This window comes from Phormidium sp. FACHB-592, assembly GCF_014695795.1.
In the GTDB taxonomy this organism is placed as follows: Bacteria; Cyanobacteriota; Cyanobacteriia; order Leptolyngbyales; family Leptolyngbyaceae; genus Stenomitos.
Window position 1 is genome coordinate 60,994 of the sequence record NZ_JACJOZ010000043.1, and the last position, 25,387, is coordinate 86,380.

Genomic DNA, 25,387 nt, shown 5'->3' on the forward strand with positions numbered 1-25,387 from the left:
GAACGGCAGAGGGCGGAGGGCAGCAGGGGATTATTCGGCTCCTAGATAGGCTTCGATGACCGCTGGATTATTTTTGACTTGCGCTGGATCACCCAGGGCAATGAGTTGTCCAAAGTCAAGGACGGCGATGCGATCGCACAAGCCCATCACCAGCGGCACATGGTGTTCGATGAGCAGCACTGTCAGGTCAAACTGATCACGAATTTGGCGGATAAAGTTACTCAGTTGATGCTTCTCGCTGGGGTTCATGCCGGCGGCAGGCTCATCCAGCAGCAGAACTTGCGGTTGCAGCGCCAAGGCACGAGCAATTTCCAACCGACGCTGGTTGCCATAAGCAAAATTTTGGGCTTGTTCATCAGCGCGATCGCCTAGTCCCACCAGTTCTAATAGCTCCCTTGCCTTTTGCCGAATCTGTCGCTCTTCACGAGGCGCAGGCGACAAGCCCAACACCCCCTGTAGAATGCCACTGTGACTATGTATGTGCTGGGCAATCATGACATTCTCTAATGCAGAGAGGTTGCCAAATAGTCGAATGTTCTGAAAAGTGCGAGCAATGCCCTTAGCTGCAACTTGATGCGGACGCAAGCGAGAGAGATCTGCACCTTGATAGATCATCTGCCCGCTAGAGGGCGGGATCAACCCAGTTACCAGGTTGAATAGCGTTGTCTTGCCTGCCCCGTTGGGACCGATCAGCCCAAAAATTTCACCCGCGTTGACAGTAAATGACACATTATTGACAGCAACTAGCCCGCCAAAGCGCCGACTCAGCCCTTTCGCTGCCAGCATCGGACGGCAATTGGATTCTGCGGTAGCATTGACAGGTTCCTTTAGGGGCATAGCATACGGTGGCGGAACATCACTAGCTCATGGCTTTATTGTCTTCGATCGCACCAAAGTTTTCGCTTTAATCCTGAAAATTGCTTACGTTCGCGCACTATGGCTTTTACCAGCATCTTTCCAGCGATCGGTCTGACCATCCTCTTCTTTGGTCTTGCCAAACTTATCGTTAAGCATTCAGCTTTTTACCAACAGATCGTGCAAAAAGCTGATCAAGCACAGTACAAAACGTTGGATGGCTTGCGAGGCTTTTTAGCACTGGGTGTTTTCTTTCATCATGCAGTTGTTAACTATCAATATTTTCAAATTGGCACTTGGCAAGTATCACCATCCAACTTTTACACGTTTGCGGGACAGGGAGCTGTTGCTTTTTTCTTCATGATCACCGGATTCTTATTCTGGTCAAAAGTAATTTCTGGTTCTAGATTCAAACTTAAGGATTTTTACATCAAACGTGCCTTGCGGGTTTTGCCAGCCTACTGGTTCTCGCTTGCTGTCATCGTTGTTATTGTGCTGATCATTTCTAACTTTTCCTTAAAAGTTAGCTTACCAAGATTCTTGATGCAAATTGGCAGTTGGCTGGTGTGTGGTATTTATGGATTTTCCAACGTCAGTAGCAACGTTTTTCCTGATATTAACTATTCATCCGTTGGCTTAATCAATGCTTCAGTCCAATGGACTCTGACCTATGAGCTTCAGTTCTATTTAATTTTGCCGTTCTTAACGTGGTTTGCTAAACCTTCAAGGTTTAGCGGTTTATTTCTCACTTTCTTAGTGCTCTGTTTAGTCAGTAGCTATAAACCGTTACCAACGTTAATGAGCTTTCTTTTTGGCATGGCAGCAGCGTATTTAATCAAGCATCTTGAGCCAAAGAAGCGATTTTTAGGTTGGCATACGTCACTTGGTATTATGATGCTTTTGGTCGCGATACCAATTATTCTGCCGCCGCCCTATATCTATGATTTAGGAGCGATCGCCCTCATCTTTTGTGCCTTCGTGTTGATTGCACACGGCAATAATCTATTTGGTCTACTGACTGCGCCCGCATCTAAATATCTCGGCACAGTTAGTTATAGCGTTTACCTGCTGCATGGCATCGTTCTTTTCTCAGTGCTGCGGCTCGTTAATCAGATTTACCCTATTGCCGGTATGAATCCAATTTATTTTTGGATGCTCGTAGGACTATGTGGCTTGATGGTTGTTAGTTTGTCTGGGTTGACCTATCGGTATGTTGAGTATCCGTTTCTACGGGTGAAGCTAGCCGTTAATTCAGTTGCGAAATCAGGCTCTTCTCACACCGATCGCTATCCAGTTAAGAAGTAGACACCATACAAACGTAAAGCAAAGGGCTAGTCATACTTTCTGTGCCTTGCTGTAAGTAGACGTATCTTGCAACACAAGAGTATTGTTTGGGCACAGGGGAGATGCTGCGATCGACATCTGAGTCTGCCGAAGCATGATGCCCATTTAGGCTCTCTGGCGAAATTTACGTGGCTTGAACAGGTTGGGACTAACAAGACCCTGCGGAAAAAAGACGGAGCCAACCACAATCAGCAAGCCAAACAGAATTAAGCGACTATCGCGGAGAAATTGCGCTAACCAGGGGGGCAGTCCAGGCAGATCGGCAGCAGCACGCAAGATCTCTGGCAGAGCCGTGAAGACCATACCACCCACAACCGGACCAACGACCGTTCTGGAGCCACCAATCAACACAAAAGTGAGGTAAATGATGCTGACATCAAAGGTGCCTTGCCGCGTATTCCAGGTATTGAGAAAGTGAGCGCTGACGGCACCAACTATGCCTGCCAGCATGGCACCCAGCGCAAACGCTAGCACTTTGTAGTAGGTCGGGTTGATGCCCATGGCATCGGCAGCTAGTTCGTCTTCGCGAATCGCGATCAGTGCCCGACCAACACGGATGTTTTCGAGCCGATAAACAAAGAGGCTACTGATGACTAATAAAGGAAGGACAATCCAGAGGTATTCGATCGCCGTCTCAAAGGGTTGCGGAATGCCAAAGATGCCAACTGCACCGCCCGTAATCTCTAGATTTAATGCAAGAATGCGGAGAATTTCAACGAAGGCAATAGTAGCGATCGCCAGATAAATGCCCCGCAACCGTAAAGCTGGAATGCCAACAAAAATCCCTAATAGCCCACAAACTACCCCAGCTAGCAGCATCTCCAACAGCAGCACTGGGATGGGAAAATTGCCCTCAGTCTTAAAGACTTGCGTAGACAGAATCGCAGCGATGTAACCCCCCAGTGCATAAAAGCCGGGACTTGCCAGCGATAGTTGACCTGCCATTAACGGTAGGTAGAGCGATAGCCCCAACACTGCCCCCAGCAACATGGAGACGATTAGAAACCCATAGATAGAGAAAAAATCAGTCATTACAGGGAGATTGGACAGGCTGAATACGGCAGAGCGATCGCGATTCAAAACAGAAAGAACCTCCAATAACAACGTATCGGAAGTTCTTTCTCTTCATAGCAACGATCAGTCCTGTCATTTTACTCCCTCTACTCGCAAGATTGAGGATGTGATGACAGCCGTATCATGTGCCTAAGCAGCCCAATAGTTTTGCTTGATCCAGATCTGCATTTCTGCTTCAGATTCTGTCACCAGTCGTTGCCCTGTTTTAGGGTAATAAACGCTCCAGCATTCATGCCCGTTGTCGTCGATCGTCTGTGTAATTTGAAGCTGATACAGACTGGGCATCGTGTCCGCCAAATTGTTCCATAAGCGCTGAAACCACGCTTTCATCACGTTAGAGGAGCCGAACGACACAACCTTCTGCTCTACCGTCAATTGCTCATATTCACGCTCTAGCAGCGCCGTCAACTGCACGTTGTGGCTGGCTCTCGCTACTTCTAAGCGGTGAGAAAGAGAGGCAACCATGCTAGACAGGTGTTTCAGTTTCAGTGCGGGATCATTAATTAGCGTGGACGTAGGCATAGCGGCTCGTTCATCAGTATCACTATTTATAAACTTAGCGCTTTACCGCAAATCTTTAGTAATAACAGTACATTTTGATACAAAACTCGCTGTTGTTAGGCTGTGCTCATCCGAACCGTCACCACCACGGTGCTGATTTGTTGCATTCTTTCGGAACGACTAAAAGTATGACTGATGGGCTTTGCCAGCAACAGCAAATGGCGTTAACGGAACTGAGAGGTGCGGCAAAACAACTCAAGCAATGAAGCGAACAAATTTGTTTTTGCCAAGCTGTAAGACTTTACCAACCAGATCATGAGGTGAATCAAACACACGATCGACCGTATCAACCTTCTCGCCATCTAGCTTCACTGCACCGCCTTGAATCTGTCGTCTCGCTTCAGAGCTGCCTTTACATAAGCCGCTAGCGCTAACCAGATAAAACACCTTCGCGGGAAACTGTATAGAAGACAGGGAGAACTCTGGAACAGTATCCGCGTTGGTAGTGTTGCCTTGCACAAGGGCGATCGCGTCTTGCTGTGCCTGTTTCGCTGCCGCTTCACCATGAAACTGGGTCACGATCGTCAGCGCTAGCAGCTTTTGAGCATCACGGGGGTTTGGAGGTATTTGGTCGATCGGCAAAGCAGTAAGCAGTTCAAAGTACGACTTCAGCAATGCGTCAGGCGTTTTCTCTAGCTTGGAGTACATCGTCAGCGGATCTTCCGATAGCGCTACATAGTTGCCGAGAGACTTCGACATTTTCTGCACGCCATCAGTGCCCAGCAAAATGGGTACGAGTAGCCCAAACTGAGGGCGCAGACCAAAATAACGCTGTAAATCTCGACCGATCGCAATATTGAACTTTTGATCAGTCCCGCCCAATTCCACATCGGCTTCAACCGCAACCGAGTCGTAACCCTGCATCAGTGGGTAGAGAAATTCATGCAGGTAAATGGGGTCGCCTTTGTCGTAGCGTTCTGAAAAGCCCTCTTTCGCCAGCATTTGCCCAACAGTGGTGGTTGCCAGAAGTTGCAGAATTTTGCTTAAATCCAGGCTGGACAACCACTCCGAGTTGTAGCGGATTTCTAAGCGACCCGGTGTGTCAAAGTCTAGAATGGGACGCACCTGGTTCAGGTAAGTCTGGGCATTAGCACGCACTTCATCTTCATTCAACTGACGACGCACTTCGGATTTGCCAGTGGGGTCACCAATGCGAGCAGTAAAGTCGCCAATAATCAAGACAGCCGTATGTCCAGCATCCTGAAACGATCGCATTTTCCGCATGGGAATACTGTGCCCCAAATGGATATCTGCACCTGTGGGATCAATACCCAACTTAATGCGGAGGGGGCGATCGCTCTGTGCCAACCGCTGCGTCAGGTTTTCATCGCTGCTGGCAGACTCTACCTGATCGGGAAAAATTTCGCTGATGCCGCGCCGCAGCCAGGACAAATTGGACATTATGTTCAGATAACGGGAGAACGCAGTTATAGACAGCTTGACGTTTTCATTGCTCGTTTCGCAGGGCTGCTTAGCTTCGAGGACGAGCTGATAGAGCCGCCATGTTTGTTTGTAAAGCTAGCAACAAGCTGTCTGCCATTAATTTAACGTGGTTTGTCATCCATCCCGTAGTTATGATGTTAACCTTGCTGCTAAAGCCATGCGGATACCTCCGTTTTAGGCGTGAATAGTATGATTGAGTACCTGTGACGCGATCGCTAGTAGCGGCGATCGCGCTCGGTCAAGCCCTGCCCGTTCAATGATTGTAAGGATCTAAAGTCGTCGTGGCATCCAATACACTTCAACAACGCAAACAACCTGGCGCACCAGAGACAATTTATCAGGTTGTCAAAACTGTCGGCAAGGTAACAGGTGGCATGGTGCTCGGCGTTGCGATGCTGTCGAGCTCTGTAGTGGCAGGTGGTTTAGTTGGCTTAGCGATTAGCTTTCGCAATTTGCCCGATGTTCGTATTCTTCGTAGCTATGTACCCAGCGAAACGACTCATATTTACGATGTCAAAGGCAAACTGCTAACGAGCATTCATGGCGAAGCAAATCGGGAAGTGGTGCCGCTCGATCAGATTTCTCCCGATCTAAAGCGGGCAGTCTTGGCGATCGAAGACAGCTACTTCTACTCTCATCGTGGCGTGAATCCGGGTGCCGTCCTCCGTGCCTTCTTGGCAAACTGGTCAACGGGCGCAACGGTCGAAGGTGGCTCTACGCTGACGATGCAGTTGGTCAAAAACCTATTTTTGACTCCTAAACGTGCGTTTAGCCGCAAAGTGGCAGAGTCTGTGCTGGCGCTGCGGCTAGAGCAAATCTTCTCGAAAGAGCAGGTTTTTGAAATGTATCTGAACCAGGTTTACTGGGGACATAATACCTATGGGGCAGAGACGGCTGCTGAGAGCTACTTTGGAAAATCGTCTGCGAAGCTGACGCTGGCAGAATCTGCAATGATGGCAGGGCTGATTCAGGCTCCCGAAAGCCTCAGTCCTTTCATTGACTACAAAGGAGCGAAACAGCGACAGTTAACTGTGCTGCGCCGGATGAAAGACTTGAACTGGATTACCCCTCAAGAAGAAGCCGTTGCCCGTAAGCAGCCACTGAAACTAGGAAAGATTACCTCGTTTCAGGGCAGCACCATCCCATATGTTACTGAAGCGGCGGTGCAGGAGTTGACGAAGCGCTTTGGGAAAGATGCCGTACTTAAAGGCGGTATGCGGGTTCAAACGACAGTCGATACTAAGCTTCAGCGTGTTGCAGAAGATGTGGTGAAGCGAGGGCACGCAAATCTAGTGAATCAAGGTGTTTATGCCGATCAAATGGCTCTGGTAGCCGTTGACCCGCGCACCCATTTTGTAAAGGCAATGGTAGGTGGGGTTGATCATCGCAAGAGCCAGTACAACCGAGCCATGCAATCCCTCCGGCAGCCTGGTTCTGCTTTAAAGCCATTTGTCTATTACACGGCATTTGCCTCTGGTCGCTATGCGCCTGATTCGACGGTTTCAGATTCGCCTGTAAGCTATCCCGATGGCTATGAATACTACTCGCCGCAGAACTACGATAATTCGTTCGCTGGTCCCATGTCCATTCGGAGGGCGCTTGAACAATCGCGTAATGTGCCAGTCGTGCGGCTTGGTCAGGACATAGGTCTAAATAAGGTGATTGATGTCATGCGGACGATCGGCGTTCGTAGTCCAATCGAGCCTGTTGTTTCCTTACCGCTAGGCTCGGTTGACCTGACTCCGCTAGAAATGGCTGGAGCCTACGCTACCTTTGCCAGCAACGGTTGGTACTCTGAAACAACGTTAATCGTGCAAGTTACAGACAGCACTGGCAACATCTTACTGGACAACACGCCCAAGCCACAGCTTGTACTTGATCCGTGGTCTACAGCTTCACTGACAGATGTACTACAAGGAGTGATCACGCGCGGGACAGGCGTGTCAGCAAGGCTTGATCGTCCTGCTGCTGGCAAAACAGGTACGACCTCATCTGAACGCGATATCTGGTTTGTCGGCTATGTGCCTCAGCTTTCAACCGCTGTTTGGGTAGGTAATGACGACTATCGTCCGATCGGCAGAGGCGCGACGGGTGGTGGCTATGTCGCTCCTGTATGGCGCGACTTTATGCAACAGGCTTTACGAGACGTACCAGTCGAGAATTTTCGATCGCCCTCTGAATTTAGCCGACCATAGAAAGCGGCTAGTTGTTAGTTTTTGGTTGTTAGACAGTCCTTCTAGTAGCAAAAAACTAACAACCAACAACTATCACACCGTTCTTTCTACCTCAGCTTTCATGCGCTCTAAAGTCCGGTTCATCTGGTCAAACATTTGCTGCGGTGTCATGCCAAACTGACCAAGCTGTGTACGGAGTTGTTCTACGGTCATTTGCGCCATAAAGTCTTCCGATAGCTCAAACCGCTTCATAAACACACGGTAGCGATCCATAATGGCTTCCATCTGTTCGATGAAGAGCTTTTTACCCTCACGATCGAACTTCCCATAATCAGCTCCAAGCGTCATCAGCGATTGGTAATCGCCAAAGAGCTGCTTGGCTTCTTGCTGCACGATTTCAGAATCAAAGAATCCCATCGCTTTAAGTTTTTGCTAATAATTTTGACTAGAGAGAATGCTGCTTACCGGGGCTTTTAGGTACAACTGAACCTGTTAGACACAATTATTCTAATTCAATGACTGGATTCGTTTAAGCCCCTAGTAAGTAGGGGTTTCACTACCTCAAGCTCTGAGCCTGCACGTATCCCATTGCCACATCATAGATACCCCTTGTTCCCAGCCCTTCTAAAAAGAAGGGAGCAAGGTTCAAATTCTTCTCCTTAAGGAAAGAGACTTGGGATAAAGGTTGAAAGACTTGGTTACAAAGGTAAGATGCTCCCTCAGCCGTTACCGGCAAACCTCACATAGTTCGATGATTTTTGTTTGTAAGGTGAGTCGTTCATCCGCTCCACGTTTGAGGCTTGCTTCTAGCTCTAACAGCAGAGGCAGCGTTTGAAGCAGTGTGTGGGCTGACAGTGACTCAACCTCTTTTTGAAGAAAGTAGAGGCGTTTGGGGTTTCGGAGTTCTGCTGCTTGAGCGATCGCTTGCTCGCTACGTTCACCTGCTTCCCGCATCACTTTAATCCAAACCCAGGTGCGAAACTGTGTAACCAAACTACTAACAATGCGTAGTGCGGGTTCGTTCTGTCGCAGTAAGTCTGCAATAAGGTCAAGTGCTTGAGCCGTTTGACCCTGGCGGATAGCGGCAGCAAGCTGAATGGTGCTTTGGCTGCTGGCTGTTACAAGGGTGGCGATCACGGTTTCGTCTAACGGCTGCTTTGAGTTGCCAACATAGAGCCGCAGTTTTTCTAGTTCACTATGCAGTTGACGGGTATCGTTACCGACCAACTCTGCCAGCAGCTCTGCACCATGAGGTGTCAGCTTCACCCCGGTTTCCTGAGCAAGCTGCTTTACCTGTTTAACTAACAAATCAGTTTTCCAGGTCGGAATCAGCCCAAACTCCTGAATTGTGGCGTGCTTTTGCAGCAGTTTGGTCGATTTCAAGCGACTGTCAGGTTTGCTGCTCATCGTCAATAGTAGAGTTGTCGTCTCAGGAAGCTCTGGCAACGTGCGTTCTAGCTCGGTCAGCAGGCTCTCAGGGCACCGTTGACAAAGCGAGGTCTCTGCCAACCAAACGAAACGGTGAGCAGCACCAAAGGGTGGCGTCATAGACTGATTGAGCGCCTGCATGATCGCAGTGGGCTGGTCAGCAGTGATTTTGTCATAGTTAAAACTGCTCCAGACAGGATCGAGCAATTGCCGATGGAGTGCTGTTGCTGCCTGGGCGATCGCAAAATCATCCTCACCCCAGTAAAGGTAAATTGGCATTTAGAATACCGCCTCTTGTCGCTCGTAATTGTATTGTCCTAGCAATCCTGTCAGACTGGATTTAGATTATGGTGGGGATCAAGTAATTTCCAAATACTGGACCTTACAAGCCAGCCTTTGCACGATCGGCGCTTCCAGCTTAAGAAGACGAGATGATGCAGAGAGCTGCTAAAGTAACCAGTCGTAACAATATATTCAGTACCTTGCGAGGCGATCGACATTGGACGAGAACTACCAGACTTACCTGAATCGGGCAATGCGTCTGACATTACCAGAAACATATCGCTCACAGGTGCAGCACCTTCAGGAATCTCCTAAGTTTCAACGGCACGCTGAAAAAGGGTGGCAACCTACTCCCTTTCCGGGCTATACGATTGTGACCCCGCCAGGAAACGAAGAAACTGGAAATGCAGCGTTGTATGAAAGCTTGAAGCAATATCAGCAGCAGTTAGCGCAGCAACTAGGCGCTGACCTGTTTGTACCAGTGCCACCCGAAAGCTTTCACCTGACGCTGGCTGACTTGATTTGGGATAGCGCTTATCGTGATACTAGTCAGCACAAGCCTGATTTTGAGGTGCAGCTTCAAGAGCAGATTGCAACGATCTTTCGTCAATCGCAAACGGTTGCTGAAGGTAAGCCTTTACACTTTCAAGCGCTAGGGCTCATGGTGATGCCACGGGCGATTGCCATTTGCTTGGCACCCGCAGATGAGCATTCCTACGATCGAGCGCTCAAGCTCCGTCGCGCTGTTTTCCAGAATTCTGACTTAATTGGCTTGGGCATTGAGCAGCAGTATTATTTTACGCCTCACATTACTCTGGGCTACTTCGGTACCATTCCAGCGCCCGAAGCATTGACCACGCTTGGCGATCGCTTTGTGCAACTTAACCAGCAATGGCTGGAGCAAGAGGCAAATGTCTTTGAGGTGAAGCGAGCAGAATTGCGTAAATTTGACGATATGACTCACTACTATCGAGAACCTAACTGGGCAGTCTTTACGTTTTAAGTTTACGTGTGGCTGCGTTTTAACTTAAACCTTAAAGGTGGGTTTTGACAGTTGCTCTACGCATTCCCTACCAGATGCTCGTGACAAGGACTGTAAGCTAGCATGATCCACGATCTGAGGTGCAGATCGTGGATTAAAGCATCTGTAAACTTCACAATCTATAAGGACAAACGCCTCTGATTACGGTAGGAAGGCGATACTATGTTCTGAAAGAGAAAACCTGCTTTTATTGAATCTTTGTCCCTTAGAATAAGACGATTGCAAACTTTAGGCACCTATGGGGTTACTTTTCGTCAGTACAAACAACACTCTACTCTCAGGCTTGATTGCTCGTTGAACGTGAAAGTCGCTCGTAACTGTAGGACAGTCTTTGCGTCTTATCTGGCAGTTTTCTAGCCGCTTGAACAAGGGCAAGCTACGACTGAAAGCAGTGTTTGCACGCGATCGTACCCTCCAGCTTTAAGGCTTTGTTTTTCCCAAATCCTTCTTTATTGCTGGAACTTATCGCACCCGAAATAGTTCAAAGCTTATTGAAACCTCTAGTGTGCTAGTTTTTACAGTGTCATATCTAACGATGATGCAACCTTCTTCTCTACGTTTTATGCTTCATGCTGGCTTGTCACGCCTTCTGCTTGTTGGCGCACTTTCTACAGTGGGAGTGCTGGCTAGCTATACTCCTAGCCCGACGCAGCGATCAATCACTCTCGGTCTAGGAGAAGCTGTCTCTGCTCAATCGCCTACGCCTCCAGTTAGCCAGTATGCCCGTGCTGCGTTATTCATCGAGCAGGAGCGTCAGCAAGACCATGCCGAGGTAAAGCGCATTATGGGCGGTAATGTGCCTGATGATGTGTGTCGTCAAAAAAACATTCCCTCGGCTGTACGTGACATCTGCAATCGCTTCCTCAAGCGCTCTGCTGATATCATCAAAGAAAATGGATTGACCATTACCCAATTTAACGAAATGACGCGGCGGAAAGAGAGCGACCCAGCCTTGCAACAGAAAATTCAAGGCGAGTTACTGAAGCTACAGAAGACAGCGCCTTAGCTGCTGCTTATCAGGACCGGTTGAACACGAGCGAAAAGCGGTTAGCGTTTTCTGACCTCCCTGGCAAAGGGACTGGTCGTGCTTAAAGCTCTGCGCGATCGATAATTTTTTCAGTGAGCGATCGCTGAATGAGGGTGCTGGCTCGATCGTTGTAGCATTGCAATTTACGCCTCTAAAACAGCTAAAACGTGTTTTTTGATACTTAATGCGTGGTCATGATTCTGTAAACCCTTATTGAGGGCACTGTGATTGCTTAGCCTTTTGGCTCAGTGGCTTTGATGGCAGTTGGTTGAATTTGGGCGATCGGTTCAGCAAGGCTTAAAGCCTCTGCAAAACTAACGCAGTTCAAAGCCTTGAGCTTAAGTACAGCAGTCACAATCAGTCTCTGGCAACAACGCAATTAGTAGGAGGTTTGCATGAGTGGACTTGGCGGTCTCAATAAAGCGCCCGATGGGGTTGTGCTTGGGTTAGTGCAACTGCAACTGCCTAATGTTGTTACACCTGAAGACCTGTCCGCCCAAACGCAGCGCATTGTTGAGATGGTTGGCAAAGCGCGCCGCAACCTACCGACGATGGATCTAGTTGTATTCCCAGAATATGCCCTGCATGGTCTCTCAATGGACACCAATCCAGAGATTATGTGTCGCTTGGATGGACCTGAAGTGCAGGCATTCAGCGCCGCGTGTCGGGAACACAAAATCTGGGGCTGCTTCTCGATCATGGAGTTCAACCCACACGGTAACCCCTACAACAGCGGCATTATTCTCGACGATAAGGGCGAACTCAAGCTCTATTATCGCAAGCTGCATCCCTGGGTGCCTGTGGAGCCGTGGGAACCCGGTAACTTGGGCATCCCCGTTTGCGAAGGTCCTAACGGCAGCACCTTGGCGCTCATCATTTGCCATGATGGGATGTTCCCCGAAATGGCGCGAGAATGTGCGTATAAAGGTGCTGATATCATGCTGAGAACAGCGGGCTATACGGCACCTATTCGCCACTCGTGGCAGATTACTAACCAGTCAAATGCGTTCTGTAATCTGATCTACACGGCATCTGTCTGTATGTGTGGCTCAGACGGTTCCTTCGACTCAATGGGCGAGGGGATGATCGTCAACTACGATGGCGTGTCGATCGTGACGGGGAACGGTCGCCCGAATGAAATTATCACTGGCGAAGTGCGCCCCAAACTGCTTCAGGAAGCACGCCGCTACTGGTCAGTCGAAAATAATATCTACCAATTTGGGCATCGTGGCTATGTAGCTGTCAAAGGTGGCGCTCAGGACTGTCCCTACACCTATATGCAGGATTTGGTGAACGGTGCCTATCGTCTGCCCTGGGAAGAGGAAGTCATTCACACCGATGGCACATCCTGTGGCTTTCCAGCGCCTACGCGAACGTATGAAGCTGCTCCCCAAGTGAGTGAGCCAGAGAAATTGCTTGCTATTGATCACGCTCAGAGTTAGGCACTGAGAGTAACTGAGGCGCATCGTCTGCGCCATTGATCATCTTGCTCAAAGCCGTTCTCTTAGGGATTCACGATGGGATGTTATCTTGCTTCAGATCCGTATCCATATCCGTTCAATGGTGATCTGCGCCCGGAAAATACAGTTTTTCTCATCATTGACATGCAAACCGATTTCTGCGGCATCGGGGGCTATGTCGATCAGATGGGATATGACCTGTCGCTGACGCGGGCACCGATCGCGCCAATTAAAACGGTACTAGAAGTGATGCGATCGCAAGGCTTTCACGTGATGCACACGCGCGAAGGTCACCGACCGGATTTAGCAGATTTGCCAGAGAACAAACAATGGCGATCGCGTCAGATTGGCGCAGGCATTGGTGATCCCGGTCCTTGCGGCAAAGTGCTGGTACGCGGCGAACCCGGCTGGGAGATCATTCCCGAGCTGGCTCCTCTACCCGGAGAACCCGTCATCGACAAGCCAGGTAAAGGCTCCTTCTATGCCACTGACCTGGATTTGTTGCTGAAGCGCCTTGGCATCCAAAACATTCTGCTAGCGGGCATCACCACCGATGTTTGTGTGCACACCACTATGCGCGACGCGAACGATCGTGGTTACGAATGCTTGCTGCTGTCCGACTGCACTGCTGCTACGGATTACAACAACCATTTAGCCGCCCTTAACATGGTTAAAATGCAGGGCGGTGTGTTTGGTGCCGTTGCCGATTCACAAGCGCTGCTGGCAGCGATCGCCTGAGTTCAGCATTTTGAGTGAGGCATAGTGGCTTTGTTTCAAAGCTCACAACTCATCACTACAGCCGCACGTCTTTCAAATGCTTGCGTGGCTCAAAGCTGCGGTTAGAGCGGATTTTTTCGTAGTACTCGCGCTCGATCGCGCTGATCTCTTTAGGGGTTGCAATGACAACCTTCACCATTTGATCGGTGCGATCGCCCTTTGGGCTACGCCAGCCTTTGCCTTTGAGTCGCAGCGATTGACCGGAGCGAATGCCAGCAGGCACATTAACCGTCACCGTACCATCCGGTGTCGGCACCTCAATTTGAGCGCCCAGCACCGCTTCATCAGGGGCGATCGCTACTTCGCAAACCAGATTATCCCCTTCAAATTGGAAAAAGGTGTGCGGTGCGATCGCTACTGAAAGATAAAGATCACCTCGTTGACCAGGGGTATAGGTACTGCTCCGCCCTTTGCCCTTAATCCGAATGCGGCTGCCTGGTTTCGCGCCAGGAGGAATACGCACCTCAAACTCTTCGCTACCAAGCATTAAGCGCTTCTGTGCGCCATGAAAGGCATCCGAAAGCGTTAGCGTCAGGGTAGCTTCAGCATCCAGCCCCGTACCGCCTGAGTCCGAGAAATCGCTAAAACCGCCAGGGGCACTTCTAGAAGTACGGGCACCCGTTCCACTACGTCCAAAGCCTGGGTCGCTGCCCATCCGACCCAGGAGTTCATTAATAAAATCGTCGAAGTTGCGGTATTGCCCGAACTCGATATTGTCAAAGTCGTTACCACCACGGGGATTGGAGCTAAAGGGAGAGCCGCCTTGCCCCGCCTGCCTCCAATACTGCCCAAACTGGTCATACTTCTGCCGTTTTTCTGGGTCTGCCAGCACCTCATAGGCTTCGCTGACTTCCTTAAAGCGAGCCTCAGCCGCCTTATCACCTGGGTTCATATCTGGGTGATACTTACGTGCCAGCTTACGATAAGCCTTTTTCAGCTCGTCGGCGTTGACAGTTCGATTCACTCCCAAAATGGCGTAGTAATCTTTGAAGTCAGTTGCAGCCATTCATCCTTCTCCTCTGAGGATTCAGCCTCTTATCCAAAACCCTTGTTACGGCTCTATGGCTCATAGTTGCCTAGAGCATTGGTTGGGTACGATCGCCAACCTAAAGAGACTAGGGCAGGGCAAAAAGAATCTGTCCCTCTACTCTACATCGGGTATCGAAGGCTGATCTGCCCGTCCCGCTCTTCGCTTTGATTCTAGCCTATCAAAAACCTTCATCTTGGTGGGTACAGGTACGGATTTCAAGCACACGATCGCAGCCCTCTTCAACAGCAGGCGGTGCACCCATTAAGCAACGATGCATTTTCAAAATAACAGTGTCAGGCACCTGTCGATCGCGTTGCTGGTTGCGTTGTAGGCAGATGTTTAGCGGTGTATTCAACCATATGCAAATGATGTTGGTAAACCCGCAACCGCGAGCCAATGCAATCGCACGACGACGATCGCGCCGTACGGCATTAGTAGCATCATAAATGGCTTCGAGGGGCTGCCCAGTAGCAATTTGCCATGTCGCCTGCTGCAATTGCCTACCAACTTCTCGCCAAACCTGTAGCCAGTTGCCTTGAATCGCTTCGTCGCCAAAAAGCTGCGCTCGAATCGCGTCAGTGGAAATCAAACATCGTTGCGGACAGCCGCGTAAAAGTGCTGCCGCTAAGGATGACTTACCGCTACCAGGCAGCCCAACCAGCAGAAGGAGCCGGATGTCTTGCGGCTCTAACGCTGGCAGATGAGGGAGAGGGGAGCGATCAAAGGAATCTGACAAGGATGCCAAACCGTGCTGCAAGTTAAACGCTGCTACTTAAGAAACGTTCTAGGGAAGAAACTGTCCATAACGTGTAAGCATCTCACTTGCGCCGCAAACAAGACACCCAGACTACAGCTCTAAATTTAAGTAACGTGCTTTCCTAAAAAGTCTGCACAGCCTACCGACCCTACGGCAAGCCAGCTACACCCCAGCTCTCTTCTGCTAGGAGATGGCTGGGGTGTAAACCCTTTCTCCTGGGAAAAGGGTAAATTACGCAACGCCTAGCTTCTAAATCACTGTTCCGTCAGCAATAACCGAGTTTTTCAGAACTACCACAATGCCGCTGCGAATGTAGAAGCCTTCACTTTCCCGCTCGGCTTCTTCAACCCGATCTTTGTTAATGATCTGGACATTACAACCAATACGGGCATTTTTGTCGATGATGGCACGGCGAATGACAGTATCAGCACCAATACCAAGTGGCACCTCGTCAGTACCACAGTCCTGCCCTGACTGGCGTTCGGCAAACGGTTGATAATGGTCAGCACCCATAATCAGGGCGTCTTCAATTGTGGAGCCCGCCTCAATGCGCGATCGTACCCCCAGTACTGAATGGGAGATCGAGCAGTTTTTCAGAATACAGCCTTCGCTGATGATAGATTCCCGTACGTGGCAATCTAGCAACTTGCTTGGTGGCAGGTAGCGCTGACGGGTATAGATGGGGGCATCTTCGTCGTAGAAGCTGAAAGGCGGACGTGGTTGCTGCGTCAACGCCAAGTTCGCATCATAAAAGGACTCGATCGTCCCAATGTCTTCCCAGTAGTCGTTGAAGAGGTAAGCCTGGAGGTTGTAGTCTTTTGCCGAATTGGGAATAATCTCCTTCCCAAAATCGGTTTGCTCTGGAAAATCACGCAGAAGCTTGACTAGTGCTTCCCGCTTAAAGATGTAGATTCCCATAGAGGCGATGTAGGGCTTCTCTTTCGCCTCGTCAGCCGTTAGCCCCAAGACAGTCGTATCAACTGCCATCGTACTTAAGGCATCACCTTTTGGCTTTTCGCTAAAGTCGATAATGCGTCCAGTATTGTCAATCTTCATCAAACCGAAGTCAGAAGCCCGACGATGATCCATTGGGACAACTGAGATCGTGACATCTGCCCCAGTCTCGCGGTGCCGACGCACAAAGTCGCCATAGTCCATGCGATAAAGATGGTCGCCAGACAGAATCAAATATTCGTCGGCTTGCCATTCTTGAAATAACCAAAGATATTGCCGTACTGCGTCTGCCGTACCCTGAAACCAGTTTGGGTTTTCTGGTGTTTGCTGGGCAGCTAGCACCTCGACAAACCCCTCGGTAAAACCCGTCGTGAAGTTATAGGCACGAGAAATATGGCGATTTAGTGACGCAGAGTTGAACTGCGTCAGCACATAAATCTTAAAAATGTCTGAGTTAATACAGTTGCTTACCGGGATGTCAATCAAACGGTACTTACCTGCGATCGGTACGGCAGGCTTCGCACGCAGTTTGGTCAGCGGATAGAGGCGTGTACCTACACCGCCACCTAAGATAATGGCTAAAACTTTTTTCACAACAAACCTCTCGGCTCCCAGTTTGCTTTCAAGTCTAGTGTGAGCCTGTATGGTTAAGTTTGCAAGGGCTGAAGGGAAGAACGTTTAAATTTAGTATCTATAGAAGGGAAGAAGCTGCATAGCGATCGCAACAAATGTGTTGCAGCTTACAACGCCATCTGCACAGCATGAACGAATAGCGTTAGACCTAGAGCTTGCTTTAAGCCCTTATCTAATTCCCTTTTTACACGCTACAAAGCAAGAGCCTTCTGCTTGTAGCTTTCCCTTCCTAGAGGGATTGAGTGGAATCAATCGTGAAATCTGTAGCCAGCACTTTTTGCATTAGTGTGACTGCGTGCAGCAGCATCGGAAGTAGAACTGTGCTGAGTGATTCGCAAGCAAACAGGCTCGTAGTGCAGGTTGAGCCAATTGTCTTAGCCGCTTTGAGCAAAATTTCCAATAGCAAAATTAGTACCGTTCTAATGTTTCTAAGAACACCTTGACACCTTTTTCACTAGTTGCTTCCATTCGCTGCAAACACTGTTCAGTTCTTATTGGTAGTCCACAGCATAGCGGCTGCAACTAAATTTAAATTGCATCATTTCAATCGTGCTTGCTGCCTAACTAGGTTCAATTGAATTGTGTTGGCTGCGAATTGAGGAATACCTAATTAGAGCAACACTCGTTATGGATCAATTGAACTAATTCGACCATTGATTCAACTGGGTTTACTGTATGTATGAAGCAGATTGGAGGGAACTAAGACTGCTTGCCGCTCTTGTCTTGAAGATGCAAACGTACCCAGCCTGCAAAGGGTGTAACAACAGTATCAACGATGACAATCAACGTTTTACCTAAAAACGAGTATGGAGGGACTCGAACCCCCGACCCTCAGGACCGGAACCTGATGCTCTATCCACTGAGCTACATACCCTCGTTATTTCGTGATCATAGCACTGTTGTCAAGGGTGAGAGCTAAAGGCTTATCTTCATCTTTCAGCTCTTGCTAAAGGTAGGCTGCTGGGTCAACCGGATCACCATTTTGGCGCACTTCAAAGTGGAGGTGGGGACCAGTCGAAAGTCCAGTAGAGCCAACGGCAGCGATCGCTTGTCCGCGTTGCACTGTTTGCCCTTCTACAACATAGAGTTCGCTGCTATGTGCGTATAGGGTTGTCATGCTACCACCGTGATCGATGATGACTGCATTGCCATAGCCACCGTACCAGCCTGCAAAGATAACAGTGCCGCTGTCTGCCGCATTGATGGCTGTGCCATAGTCCGCACCAAAGTCAATGCCAGAGTGAAAGCGCTGATAGCCGAGAATCGGATGCACTCGCCAGCCAAAGCCGCTGGTCATTTCACCGACGCACGGTACAATCATTTGCCCTGTCCCGCGAAAGGTAATGCTACCTGCGTTAACCCGCTGCTGAATGAGTTGCCCAATGTTGCGAGAATCTTGGACTAATTGAGTTTCGGCAGCTTCCAGGGCACGACGATCGTTTCGCAAGCGTTCAATCATCGTTTGTTGTGAACCTGCCTGTGCCTCAAAAGACGCTTTTTGGGCAAGGAGTTGCTGGTTAAGTATGGCAATCTGGTTTTTTTGTTGTTCTACCTGATTGCGCTGCTGATTGATGCGATCAGTGTCTTGCTTGAAGCTACTGAGTAGCTGCTGATCCGCTTTGTAAAGACGTTTCAGTTGATGGCGACGATCGAGAAAATCGTTTAAATTTTGGCTTTGAAGAAGTACAGCCCATCCGCGATCGGTTTGCTGCCGCTGGAGAAATCGCAGTCGGGCGACCGTTGAAAACTGCTTTTGGTGATAAAGCTGTTCTGCCTTTACCAGCGAAACTTCTAACGATCGCAATTGTTTGGTTGCTGTTTGTAGTTGCGTTTCACTGGCTTTGATCTGGCTGGCAGTGGCTCTGATGCCCTGACGCAACCCTTGCAGGTTTCCCTGTGCTGCCTTTTCTAAATTTTTGAGGCGTTCTTGCTCTTTAGCTAGCTGCGATCGCTGTTTGTCAAGTTGCTGCTGTTGCTGCTGTAATTCCTTAACGGAACGATCTTGAGCGATCGCAGGCGACGCAACGATAATCATCCCAGCTAAAAAAAGCAGACACAACAGACTCAACAGAGGTTGGCGAAGCCGCTCTATTGTTATGGTCAGCTTTTTGATCGGTTGCGAAAAGCGAAGCGTCATGCCCTCAAACCAGCATTAGTCAAACAAGACACCATTATGACCACAATGGCGACTCAGGCAAGGGAATATTGCGAAAAGATTGACGCGATCGCATCTTGTAGGGGTGTCTACGATTCTGTCGCTGAGAATTTGATCTGAGCGATCAAGTGAGCCAAGCAATAAGTTCTTACCATAGCGGTTGGCTCTCACTACCAAAGGATAGAAGCGCTTTGGATGCTAGCTTTCTAAAGTGAAGTAGATACAAGCATTCACTGCCTCGAGCAGCACGACTTAATCTATGGCGACTCAACAGCATAACGATTTCAATAACTGGATTGGGATGGCGAAGCAAACATCTCAGGCAATGACAAACGCCTTGCAGGATGCCACAACACTGGTTGGAGAGACGTTTGGCACAGCGCTTTATCGGTTCGTCGAGCAAGGCACTGAAACCGTTGGAAATGTCGTCACACCGATCGCGACCAGTCCTTTTATCAAATTTGCGACTAAGGTTCCTGGTGCTAGCTGGCTCTTGGCAGCGCTAGGGCAAGTAGACATTGATGCCGTCCAACAAGAAGTTGAGACATTGCGACGCACCTATCCTACGGAGACCGATGAAGCCTTGGCACAGCGGGTTATCACCGATACAGCCTGGAAAGCCGCTGGCATTGGCTTGGCAACTAATTTTGTGCCACCTCTGGCGTTGATGTTGCTAGCTGTTGATTTAGGGGCGATCGCAGCTTTACAGGCAGAAATGATCTACCGTATCGCGGCAATTTATGGCTTCTCACCGACTGACCCGACCCGACGCGGCGAAGTACTCACGCTCTGGGGTTTGGGAACAGGAGGCTCCCAAGTGGTCAAAGTGGGGATGAGTGTGGTTGAGATCGTACCGTTCGTGGGGGCTGCTGTGGGTAGCGTTGGCAATGCCAGTATTCTCTATAGTCTTGGTCACGTTGCCTGTAGCTTTTATGAGGCAAAACGGCGAACGCTGACAAAGTAGTTCTGACTGAAACTTGCAGTCGTTAGGGGGCTTTAGAACTAAAGGCTAAAAGCCAAACAGAAGACCTTAGAATAGAATGCTCACTTCCCTTGCCTGGATGAATGCATTCTCTTCTTTCTGTTCGATGGCGCGTTGCGAACTCGCTGCTTGTGTTCTGTCTCTGCTGCTTGTTAGCAGTTAGTTGTCATCGTTCTGCACCGGATTTGCGATCGCCCACTGCTGGCAGTGGGCGTATTACGCTGGGCACTACAGCGACCATCAACACGCTTGACCCAGCAGATGCATACGGGACGTTTCCCAGCAGCTTGTTGTATAACCTGAGCGATCGCCTCTACACCTACAAACTGGGCACGACCGACCTGGAACCCCAACTGGCAACGGCGCTCCCGATCGTTAGCACTGACGGGTTAACCTACACAGTGCCGCTACGTAAAGGCGTTGTTTTTCACGATGGCACCTCCTTTAATGCCAAAGCAATGGCATTTTCGCTACAGCGCTTCCTTCAAAACGGTGGCTCCCCCTCTTTTTTGCTATCGGATTTAGTGGAGACAGTAAAGCCAACGGGTGCTTATGAGTTGACTATTAAACTCAAGAAGCCCTTTGCAGCCTTTCCGTCATTGCTGGCATTTTCCGGTGCCTGCGCGGTTTCGCCTCAGGCATACGAAATTAAGGAAGGCTCATTTAAACCAGCAACATTGGTGGGTACAGGTCCTTACAAACTGGTGAAATACGGTACCGATCTACTGCGGTTGGATGCGTTTGAGCAGTATTGGGGCAAAAAGCCAGCCAATCAAGGGGTCGATATTCAATTTTTCTCCAGTCCAGCTAATCTGTACAACGCGTTTCGTACTGGTGCAGTGGATGTTGCCTATCAAAATCTGGCACTGGATCAAATTCGCAATCTACAACAAGGTGCGACTACTGCAGGCTGGCAGATTATTGAAAAGGCAGGTAGCGGTATTGATTATCTGACGCTAAATCTCAAATCGCCACCGCTTGATCGACTGGAAGTGCGACAAGCAATTGCTGCGATCGTCGATCGTCCCTTACTGCAAGATCGGATCTTTCAAGGGCAAATCGATCCACTTTATAGCCTGATTCCGACAACGCTAGACGAACAAAAACCTGTATTTAAAGAGCGGTATGGTGATAGTGATGTTGCCAAAGCAACTGCTTTCTTAAACCAGGCAGGCTATACCACTACAAACCCGTTAAAAGTTGAATTTTGGTATCGCTCTAATTTGATTAATGACCAACTGGCTGCGATCACCTTACGAGCTGCTGCCAAGAAGCAACTCGGTGGGCTGATGCAAATTGATCTTAAAAGCATTGATTCCACCACAGCTTACAAAAACCTTGATAAGGGTGTGTATCCAATGTTTTTGCTGGATTGGACACCCGACTTTTTAGATGCTGACAATTACATTCAGCCGTTTATGGAATGTACAAAAGGGTCAGCAACGGACGGTTGTGCTGATGGATCAAGTTTTTTGCAAGGCTCTTTTTACTATAGCGATCGTGCCAATCAACTTATTGATCAGAGCCGCAAAACGCAAAACCCTACCACCCGCAAGCAATTATTTACTGAACTTCAGGATGTGCTGGGTCAAGATGTGCCGTTTATTCCACTCTGGCAAAGTAAAGACTATCTGTTTACGCAGAAATGGATTCAAGGCGGCAGTCTAGAAGTGACGCAAAAAGTGCCGTTCTGGACACTTCGAAAGGCTTAGACATGGCACCGCCATAAGCAGTCAGAAGTCCGTTCGGTCTTTGGAGGCGTAAGTTAAACAGTCAGCTTTTTATACAGGGGCACGGCATTGCCTTCGCGTAGATGCGTTTAAGGCGATCGTCCTTCTAGCTGCTAAATACAGCTTGTTTAACGCTTGAACCTTTGCACTGTCGCTTGCGTCCTGCAGGGCAATGTAACAATGGATGTAATTTGACATCAGCACTGTCGGCTTTTAGGACGAATTCTTAATTCGTGCTTAAATTTTTCTACATTTGTGGTTGAACTCGAGTAAGTTCTATATGGCGTTTAACTTCTAGTAGAGATTTATAGCAAAAGGATGAAGGATGAGGGATGAATCGAAACCCTTACTCACTTACTTAAAGGAAGTTCCAAGGTTTATATCTGTTCTAATGCTCTCTTCAACTGCTATATCTTCATCGTTCTAATCTTCACCGTCCTAGAATGAGCCTTTGCAGAACCGTGACATGGTTTAAGTCTCCCTAGAGACGGAGATGATCCCCATTCTTTTACGCTTTTAGCCAGATATTTTCGGCTTGACCAGACTGATACATTCTTTTGCGTTAAGGCTTTTGTTCATCTATCTAAATCATTCACTGTTCGGCCGATACAGACTGAAGGGTAAAACGCTCCGTGCCCTTACAGTTCGGTCTATCCATTGCTCTTGAGAACTGTGGTCCTGCATATGGCAATGCACTCAAGTACGAACCTGCACCCTGAGCGCGTTACCTTGCTACATTCAGACCTTTGAAGCAAAAACTTTGGAAGCGTCTAGCTTGAAGCCAATGAGGTTTTTTAAGCTAGCGTCTTTGTTCTTAGCCCTTCAGAGTTAAGCGTGATCGCTGCACTTCTACATCTTTTTCGGCACCGTTGTTGAATGACTTCATTCAATGCGGTTTCTCTAATCCCTTTGGCATTTCTTACATGACCTCAAACTCTGATCCCCGCTCTGCTAGTCAGAGCCACGAGCCACTATCAGTGCTGAATGAACCGCAGCAGCAGAAGAACGGGACGACTCCAGTTGACTTCTGGCATGGCTCTCAACTGCGTAGTGCAGCCGCGAATCCTCTGCCGGGTAATGATCCCCTGCAAACAGCTCAAGGGGTCTACGTTACGGTTCACGGGCATTTTTACCAGCCACCGCGTGAGAATCCTTATCTAGACTCGATCGAGCGTCAGCCTAGTGCGGCTCCCTTTCACGACTGGAATGAGCGGATTTACCACGAATGCTACCGCCCCAATGCCTTTGCCCGCATTTTGAACGAGCGGGGAGACGTAATTGAAATCATCAACAATTACGAATTTCTGAGTTTCAACATTGGTCCTACGCTCATGAGCTGGCTGGAGCGGCATGATATCGAGACCTACCAGCGGATTTTGGAGGCCGATCGTAAAAGCTGTGCCCGTTTGAACGGACACGGCAATGCAATCGCCCAGGCATATAACCACATCATTTTGCCACTGGCGAACGAGCGCGACAAACTGACCCAGATCCGCTGGGGCAAAACAGACTTCCGCGATCGCTTTGGTCGTGATCCCGAAGGTATGTGGTTAGCCGAAACCGCGGTCGATTACGCTACACTTGAGGCACTGGTTGCAGAGGGGATCAAATTTATTGTTCTGGCTCCCTCTCAAGCGCAACGCTGCCGGGCGATGGCCACAGATGACCAGCTTGCAAATCCGTGGCTCGAAGTTGGCGGTGGACAGATTGATCCCACCCGTCCCTACCGTTGCTTTCTAAATAGAGGAGAGAGGGGAGAGGAGCCAGATAGCTCATCGTTTATTGATATTTTCTTTTACGATGGTCCGATTTCTCGCGACATGGGCTTTGACAGTGCGCTGAGCAGTTCGCATAACCTGGCAGGGCGGTTAGGGCAGGCAGTACGTGGAGATCACCGTCCTTCGCAACTCATCGCTGCGGCGACCGATGGCGAAACCTTTGGGCATCACAAGGGCGGTACAGAAAAATGCCTTGCCTATGCCTTTGCTCATGAGTTTCCCGATCGCGGCTGGACGGTGACCAATTTTGCCCATTATCTCTCCCTACAAGCGCCGACGTGGGAAGTCGAGCTAAAGCCAGTGACAGCCTGGAGTTGCAGTCACGGGGTCGATCGTTGGCAGGACGACTGCGGCTGCGGTGGCGGCGGACTCTGGAACCAGCAATGGCGGCGACCTTTGCGAGACTCCCTTGATTGGCTGCGCGATCAGCTTGTCAAGGTCTACGAAGATGCAGGCAAAAAGCTGTTTCGCGATCCCTGGTTGGCGCGAGATGAGTATATTCAGGTCATTCGCGATCGCAGTCTAACCAACCTGTCGAGCTTTTTGTCTCGCCACCAAACCCATAAGCTGACTGCTGCCGAGCGCGTCGATGCCCTACACCTGCTGGAAATGCAGCGTCATGCCTTGCTGATGTATACCAGTTGCGGCTGGTTCTTTGAGGAGCTATCTCGCCCTGAAGGCGTGCAGATCTTACGTTACGCTGCCAGAGCATTAGAGTTGGCAGGCGAAGTTACAGGCATCCAGCTAGAGAAAGCCTTCGTCAGGCGTTTGGCACATGCCCCTAGCAATGTCGAGTGCTTTCAGAATGGTGCCGAAGTCTACCGTCAACTGGTGAAATCGGCACAGATCAGCATGGAGCAAGTAGCGGCTCACTATGCCATTAGTTCACTGTTTACGTCCTATCCCAAAGAACAGCCCCTTTACTGCTACACCGCTCATCAGCTTGACTACCAGCTTCAGCGAATGGGATCGCTCACGTTAGCGATCGGGCAACTCCAGCTTGTTTCTGATATCACTCGCGAAAGTATGCAGTTGGTGTTTGCAGTCGTCCATCTCGGTGGTTGGGATTTCCACTGCTGCATCCAGCCGTTCTCTGGACGACGCGCTTACGCTGAGATGAGGGAACGACTGTTTGAGGCATTCAAGCAGGCAAGTGCTGCTCAAACGATTCTGGCGATTAACGCCATGTTTGGTAGTCAGTCTCACAGCCTTCAGAGCCTCTTTGCGGAAGAGCGTCATCGCATCATGCGCCTGCTCACGCACGAAACGTTGAATCGTCTGGATCAGCTATACACCCAGGTTTATCGGGATAATTACGGCATCTTGATGGCATTTCATCGGGATGGGCTGACGGTGCCACAGGAATTACAGGTGGCAGCCGAAGTCGCCTTAAGTCACCGTGTTTCACTATCCCTGAGAGCGCTAGAGCAGGAAAGCAGTGACCTGTCCGCCGACCCGTCGACTGCAAGCCTAAATCGTCTCCTGGAACTAGAGTCGATCGCTACCGAAGCCGCCAGTCTCCGCTGCCAACTCAACTTGCCAGAAGCCAAACAGATCTTAGAACGGCTAGTGCTGCGATCGCTTTGGCAACTCCTGTACCATTTCGATCCAGCGACTAGCAAAACTGAACTGCACCGTCTGGAGCGACTGCTGACCCTGAGCCAGCAAATGCAGCTTGGTCTTTCGTTAGCACGGGCGCAAGAACTCTACTTTCAGCGCTTACAGCACTGGCTTATACCACAGTGCTTCCATTGGTTACACAGCGCGGGGCAAATGAAAGCAGATGCTGCTGAAACAATGCAGCTAGCCGATTTGCGATCGCTGCTGACACTGGGCGCAAGGCTAGGGATCGATGTAACTAACTGGCTTAATCAGTTGCCCTAGTTTAGTAGCATGAGCCG

At 49.5% G+C, this 25,387-nt stretch carries 21 protein-coding genes and 1 tRNA gene; 10 read left to right on the forward strand and 12 right to left on the reverse strand.

Annotation, left to right across the window (positions count from 1 at the left end):
* Positions 1–30: 30 nt before the first annotated feature.
* The gene (locus tag H6F86_RS10950; RefSeq protein WP_199305214.1) at positions 31–837 is read right to left on the reverse strand and encodes an ABC transporter ATP-binding protein; all 807 of its coding nucleotides are present in this window, start codon (positions 835–837) and stop codon (positions 31–33) included.
* A 99-nt stretch (positions 838–936) separates the two neighbouring features.
* Here H6F86_RS10950 and H6F86_RS10955 point away from each other — a divergent pair, with 99 nt between their 5' ends.
* On the forward strand, positions 937–2,160 hold the full coding sequence (locus H6F86_RS10955) for an acyltransferase (RefSeq protein WP_190448637.1): 1,224 nt from the start codon (positions 937–939) through the stop codon (positions 2,158–2,160).
* 144 nt (positions 2,161–2,304) lie between these two features.
* On the opposite strand, the gene H6F86_RS10960 is transcribed toward H6F86_RS10955, so the two are convergent.
* From H6F86_RS10960 to tyrS, 3 genes are all read right to left on the reverse strand, one after another.
* Positions 2,305–3,231, reverse strand: a complete 927-nt coding sequence (locus H6F86_RS10960) for a branched-chain amino acid ABC transporter permease (protein WP_190448638.1) — start codon at positions 3,229–3,231, stop codon at positions 2,305–2,307.
* Positions 3,232–3,402: 171 nt separating this feature from the next.
* Positions 3,403–3,795, reverse strand: coding sequence for a hypothetical protein (locus tag H6F86_RS10965; protein WP_190448639.1), 393 nt, complete (start codon positions 3,793–3,795; stop codon positions 3,403–3,405).
* 234 nt (positions 3,796–4,029) lie between these two features.
* Positions 4,030–5,235, reverse strand: a complete 1,206-nt coding sequence (gene tyrS, locus H6F86_RS10970; protein WP_190448640.1) for a tyrosine--tRNA ligase — start codon at positions 5,233–5,235, stop codon at positions 4,030–4,032.
* Positions 5,236–5,558: 323 nt separating this feature from the next.
* Between tyrS and H6F86_RS10975 the strand changes: the two genes are divergently transcribed.
* Positions 5,559–7,472: a PBP1A family penicillin-binding protein gene (locus H6F86_RS10975; RefSeq protein ID WP_190448641.1), complete on the forward strand. Its 1,914-nt coding sequence runs from the start codon at positions 5,559–5,561 to the stop codon at positions 7,470–7,472.
* Between the two features lie 72 nt (positions 7,473–7,544).
* On the opposite strand, the gene H6F86_RS10980 is transcribed toward H6F86_RS10975, so the two are convergent.
* Positions 7,545–7,868: a DUF1825 family protein gene (locus H6F86_RS10980; RefSeq protein WP_190448642.1), complete on the reverse strand. Its 324-nt coding sequence runs from the start codon at positions 7,866–7,868 to the stop codon at positions 7,545–7,547.
* A gap of 309 nt (positions 7,869–8,177) precedes the next feature.
* A complete protein-coding gene (holA, locus tag H6F86_RS10985; protein ID WP_190448643.1) occupies positions 8,178–9,158 on the reverse strand; it encodes a DNA polymerase III subunit delta in 981 nt (326 codons plus the stop codon).
* A gap of 220 nt (positions 9,159–9,378) precedes the next feature.
* Between holA and H6F86_RS10990 the strand changes: the two genes are divergently transcribed.
* Together H6F86_RS10990 and H6F86_RS10995 are read left to right on the forward strand one after the other, a co-directional pair.
* Positions 9,379–10,164 (forward strand): DUF1868 domain-containing protein, encoded by a 786-nt coding sequence (locus H6F86_RS10990; RefSeq protein ID WP_190448644.1) that lies wholly within the window; start codon positions 9,379–9,381, stop codon positions 10,162–10,164.
* Between the two features lie 574 nt (positions 10,165–10,738).
* The gene (locus H6F86_RS10995; RefSeq protein ID WP_190448645.1) at positions 10,739–11,209 is read left to right on the forward strand and encodes a DUF4168 domain-containing protein; all 471 of its coding nucleotides are present in this window, start codon (positions 10,739–10,741) and stop codon (positions 11,207–11,209) included.
* 253 nt (positions 11,210–11,462) lie between these two features.
* On the opposite strand, the gene H6F86_RS32790 is transcribed toward H6F86_RS10995, so the two are convergent.
* Positions 11,463–11,585: a hypothetical protein gene (locus H6F86_RS32790; protein ID WP_277881658.1), complete on the reverse strand. Its 123-nt coding sequence runs from the start codon at positions 11,583–11,585 to the stop codon at positions 11,463–11,465.
* 40 nt (positions 11,586–11,625) lie between these two features.
* Between H6F86_RS32790 and H6F86_RS11000 the strand changes: the two genes are divergently transcribed.
* Both H6F86_RS11000 and H6F86_RS11005 read left to right on the forward strand, forming a co-directional pair.
* On the forward strand, positions 11,626–12,672 hold the full coding sequence (locus tag H6F86_RS11000; RefSeq protein WP_190448646.1) for a formamidase: 1,047 nt from the start codon (positions 11,626–11,628) through the stop codon (positions 12,670–12,672).
* 75 nt (positions 12,673–12,747) lie between these two features.
* Positions 12,748–13,428, forward strand: coding sequence for an isochorismatase family cysteine hydrolase (locus H6F86_RS11005; RefSeq protein ID WP_190448647.1), 681 nt, complete (start codon positions 12,748–12,750; stop codon positions 13,426–13,428).
* A 55-nt stretch (positions 13,429–13,483) separates the two neighbouring features.
* Here H6F86_RS11005 and H6F86_RS11010 read toward each other — a convergent pair whose 3' ends face one another.
* From H6F86_RS11010 to H6F86_RS11030, 5 genes are all read right to left on the reverse strand, one after another.
* Positions 13,484–14,473, reverse strand: a complete 990-nt coding sequence (locus tag H6F86_RS11010) for a DnaJ C-terminal domain-containing protein (protein ID WP_190448648.1) — start codon at positions 14,471–14,473, stop codon at positions 13,484–13,486.
* Between the two features lie 202 nt (positions 14,474–14,675).
* A complete protein-coding gene (locus H6F86_RS11015) occupies positions 14,676–15,233 on the reverse strand; it encodes an AAA family ATPase (protein ID WP_242033470.1) in 558 nt (185 codons plus the stop codon).
* Positions 15,234–15,503: 270 nt separating this feature from the next.
* Complete coding sequence (locus tag H6F86_RS11020; RefSeq protein WP_190448649.1) at positions 15,504–16,802, reverse strand: glucose-1-phosphate adenylyltransferase; 1,299 nt, start codon at positions 16,800–16,802, stop codon at positions 15,504–15,506.
* Between the two features lie 840 nt (positions 16,803–17,642).
* Positions 17,643–17,715 (reverse strand) — tRNA-Arg (locus H6F86_RS11025).
* A 72-nt stretch (positions 17,716–17,787) separates the two neighbouring features.
* Positions 17,788–18,876, reverse strand: coding sequence for a M23 family metallopeptidase (locus tag H6F86_RS11030; RefSeq protein ID WP_190448650.1), 1,089 nt, complete (start codon positions 18,874–18,876; stop codon positions 17,788–17,790).
* 39 nt (positions 18,877–18,915) lie between these two features.
* Between H6F86_RS11030 and H6F86_RS11035 the strand changes: the two genes are divergently transcribed.
* The 4 genes from H6F86_RS11035 (at position 18,916) to H6F86_RS11050 (ending at position 25,370) form a co-directional block, all read left to right on the forward strand.
* Entirely contained in the window at positions 18,916–19,116 is a 201-nt protein-coding gene (locus H6F86_RS11035) for a hypothetical protein (protein WP_190448651.1), read from the forward strand.
* Between the two features lie 139 nt (positions 19,117–19,255).
* Positions 19,256–19,960: an EcsC family protein gene (locus H6F86_RS11040; RefSeq protein WP_190448652.1), complete on the forward strand. Its 705-nt coding sequence runs from the start codon at positions 19,256–19,258 to the stop codon at positions 19,958–19,960.
* Positions 19,961–20,127: 167 nt separating this feature from the next.
* The gene (locus H6F86_RS11045) at positions 20,128–21,690 is read left to right on the forward strand and encodes an ABC transporter substrate-binding protein (RefSeq protein WP_347240142.1); all 1,563 of its coding nucleotides are present in this window, start codon (positions 20,128–20,130) and stop codon (positions 21,688–21,690) included.
* A 941-nt stretch (positions 21,691–22,631) separates the two neighbouring features.
* Entirely contained in the window at positions 22,632–25,370 is a 2,739-nt protein-coding gene (locus H6F86_RS11050; RefSeq protein WP_190448654.1) for a DUF3536 domain-containing protein, read from the forward strand.
* Positions 25,371–25,387 lie beyond the last annotated feature (17 nt).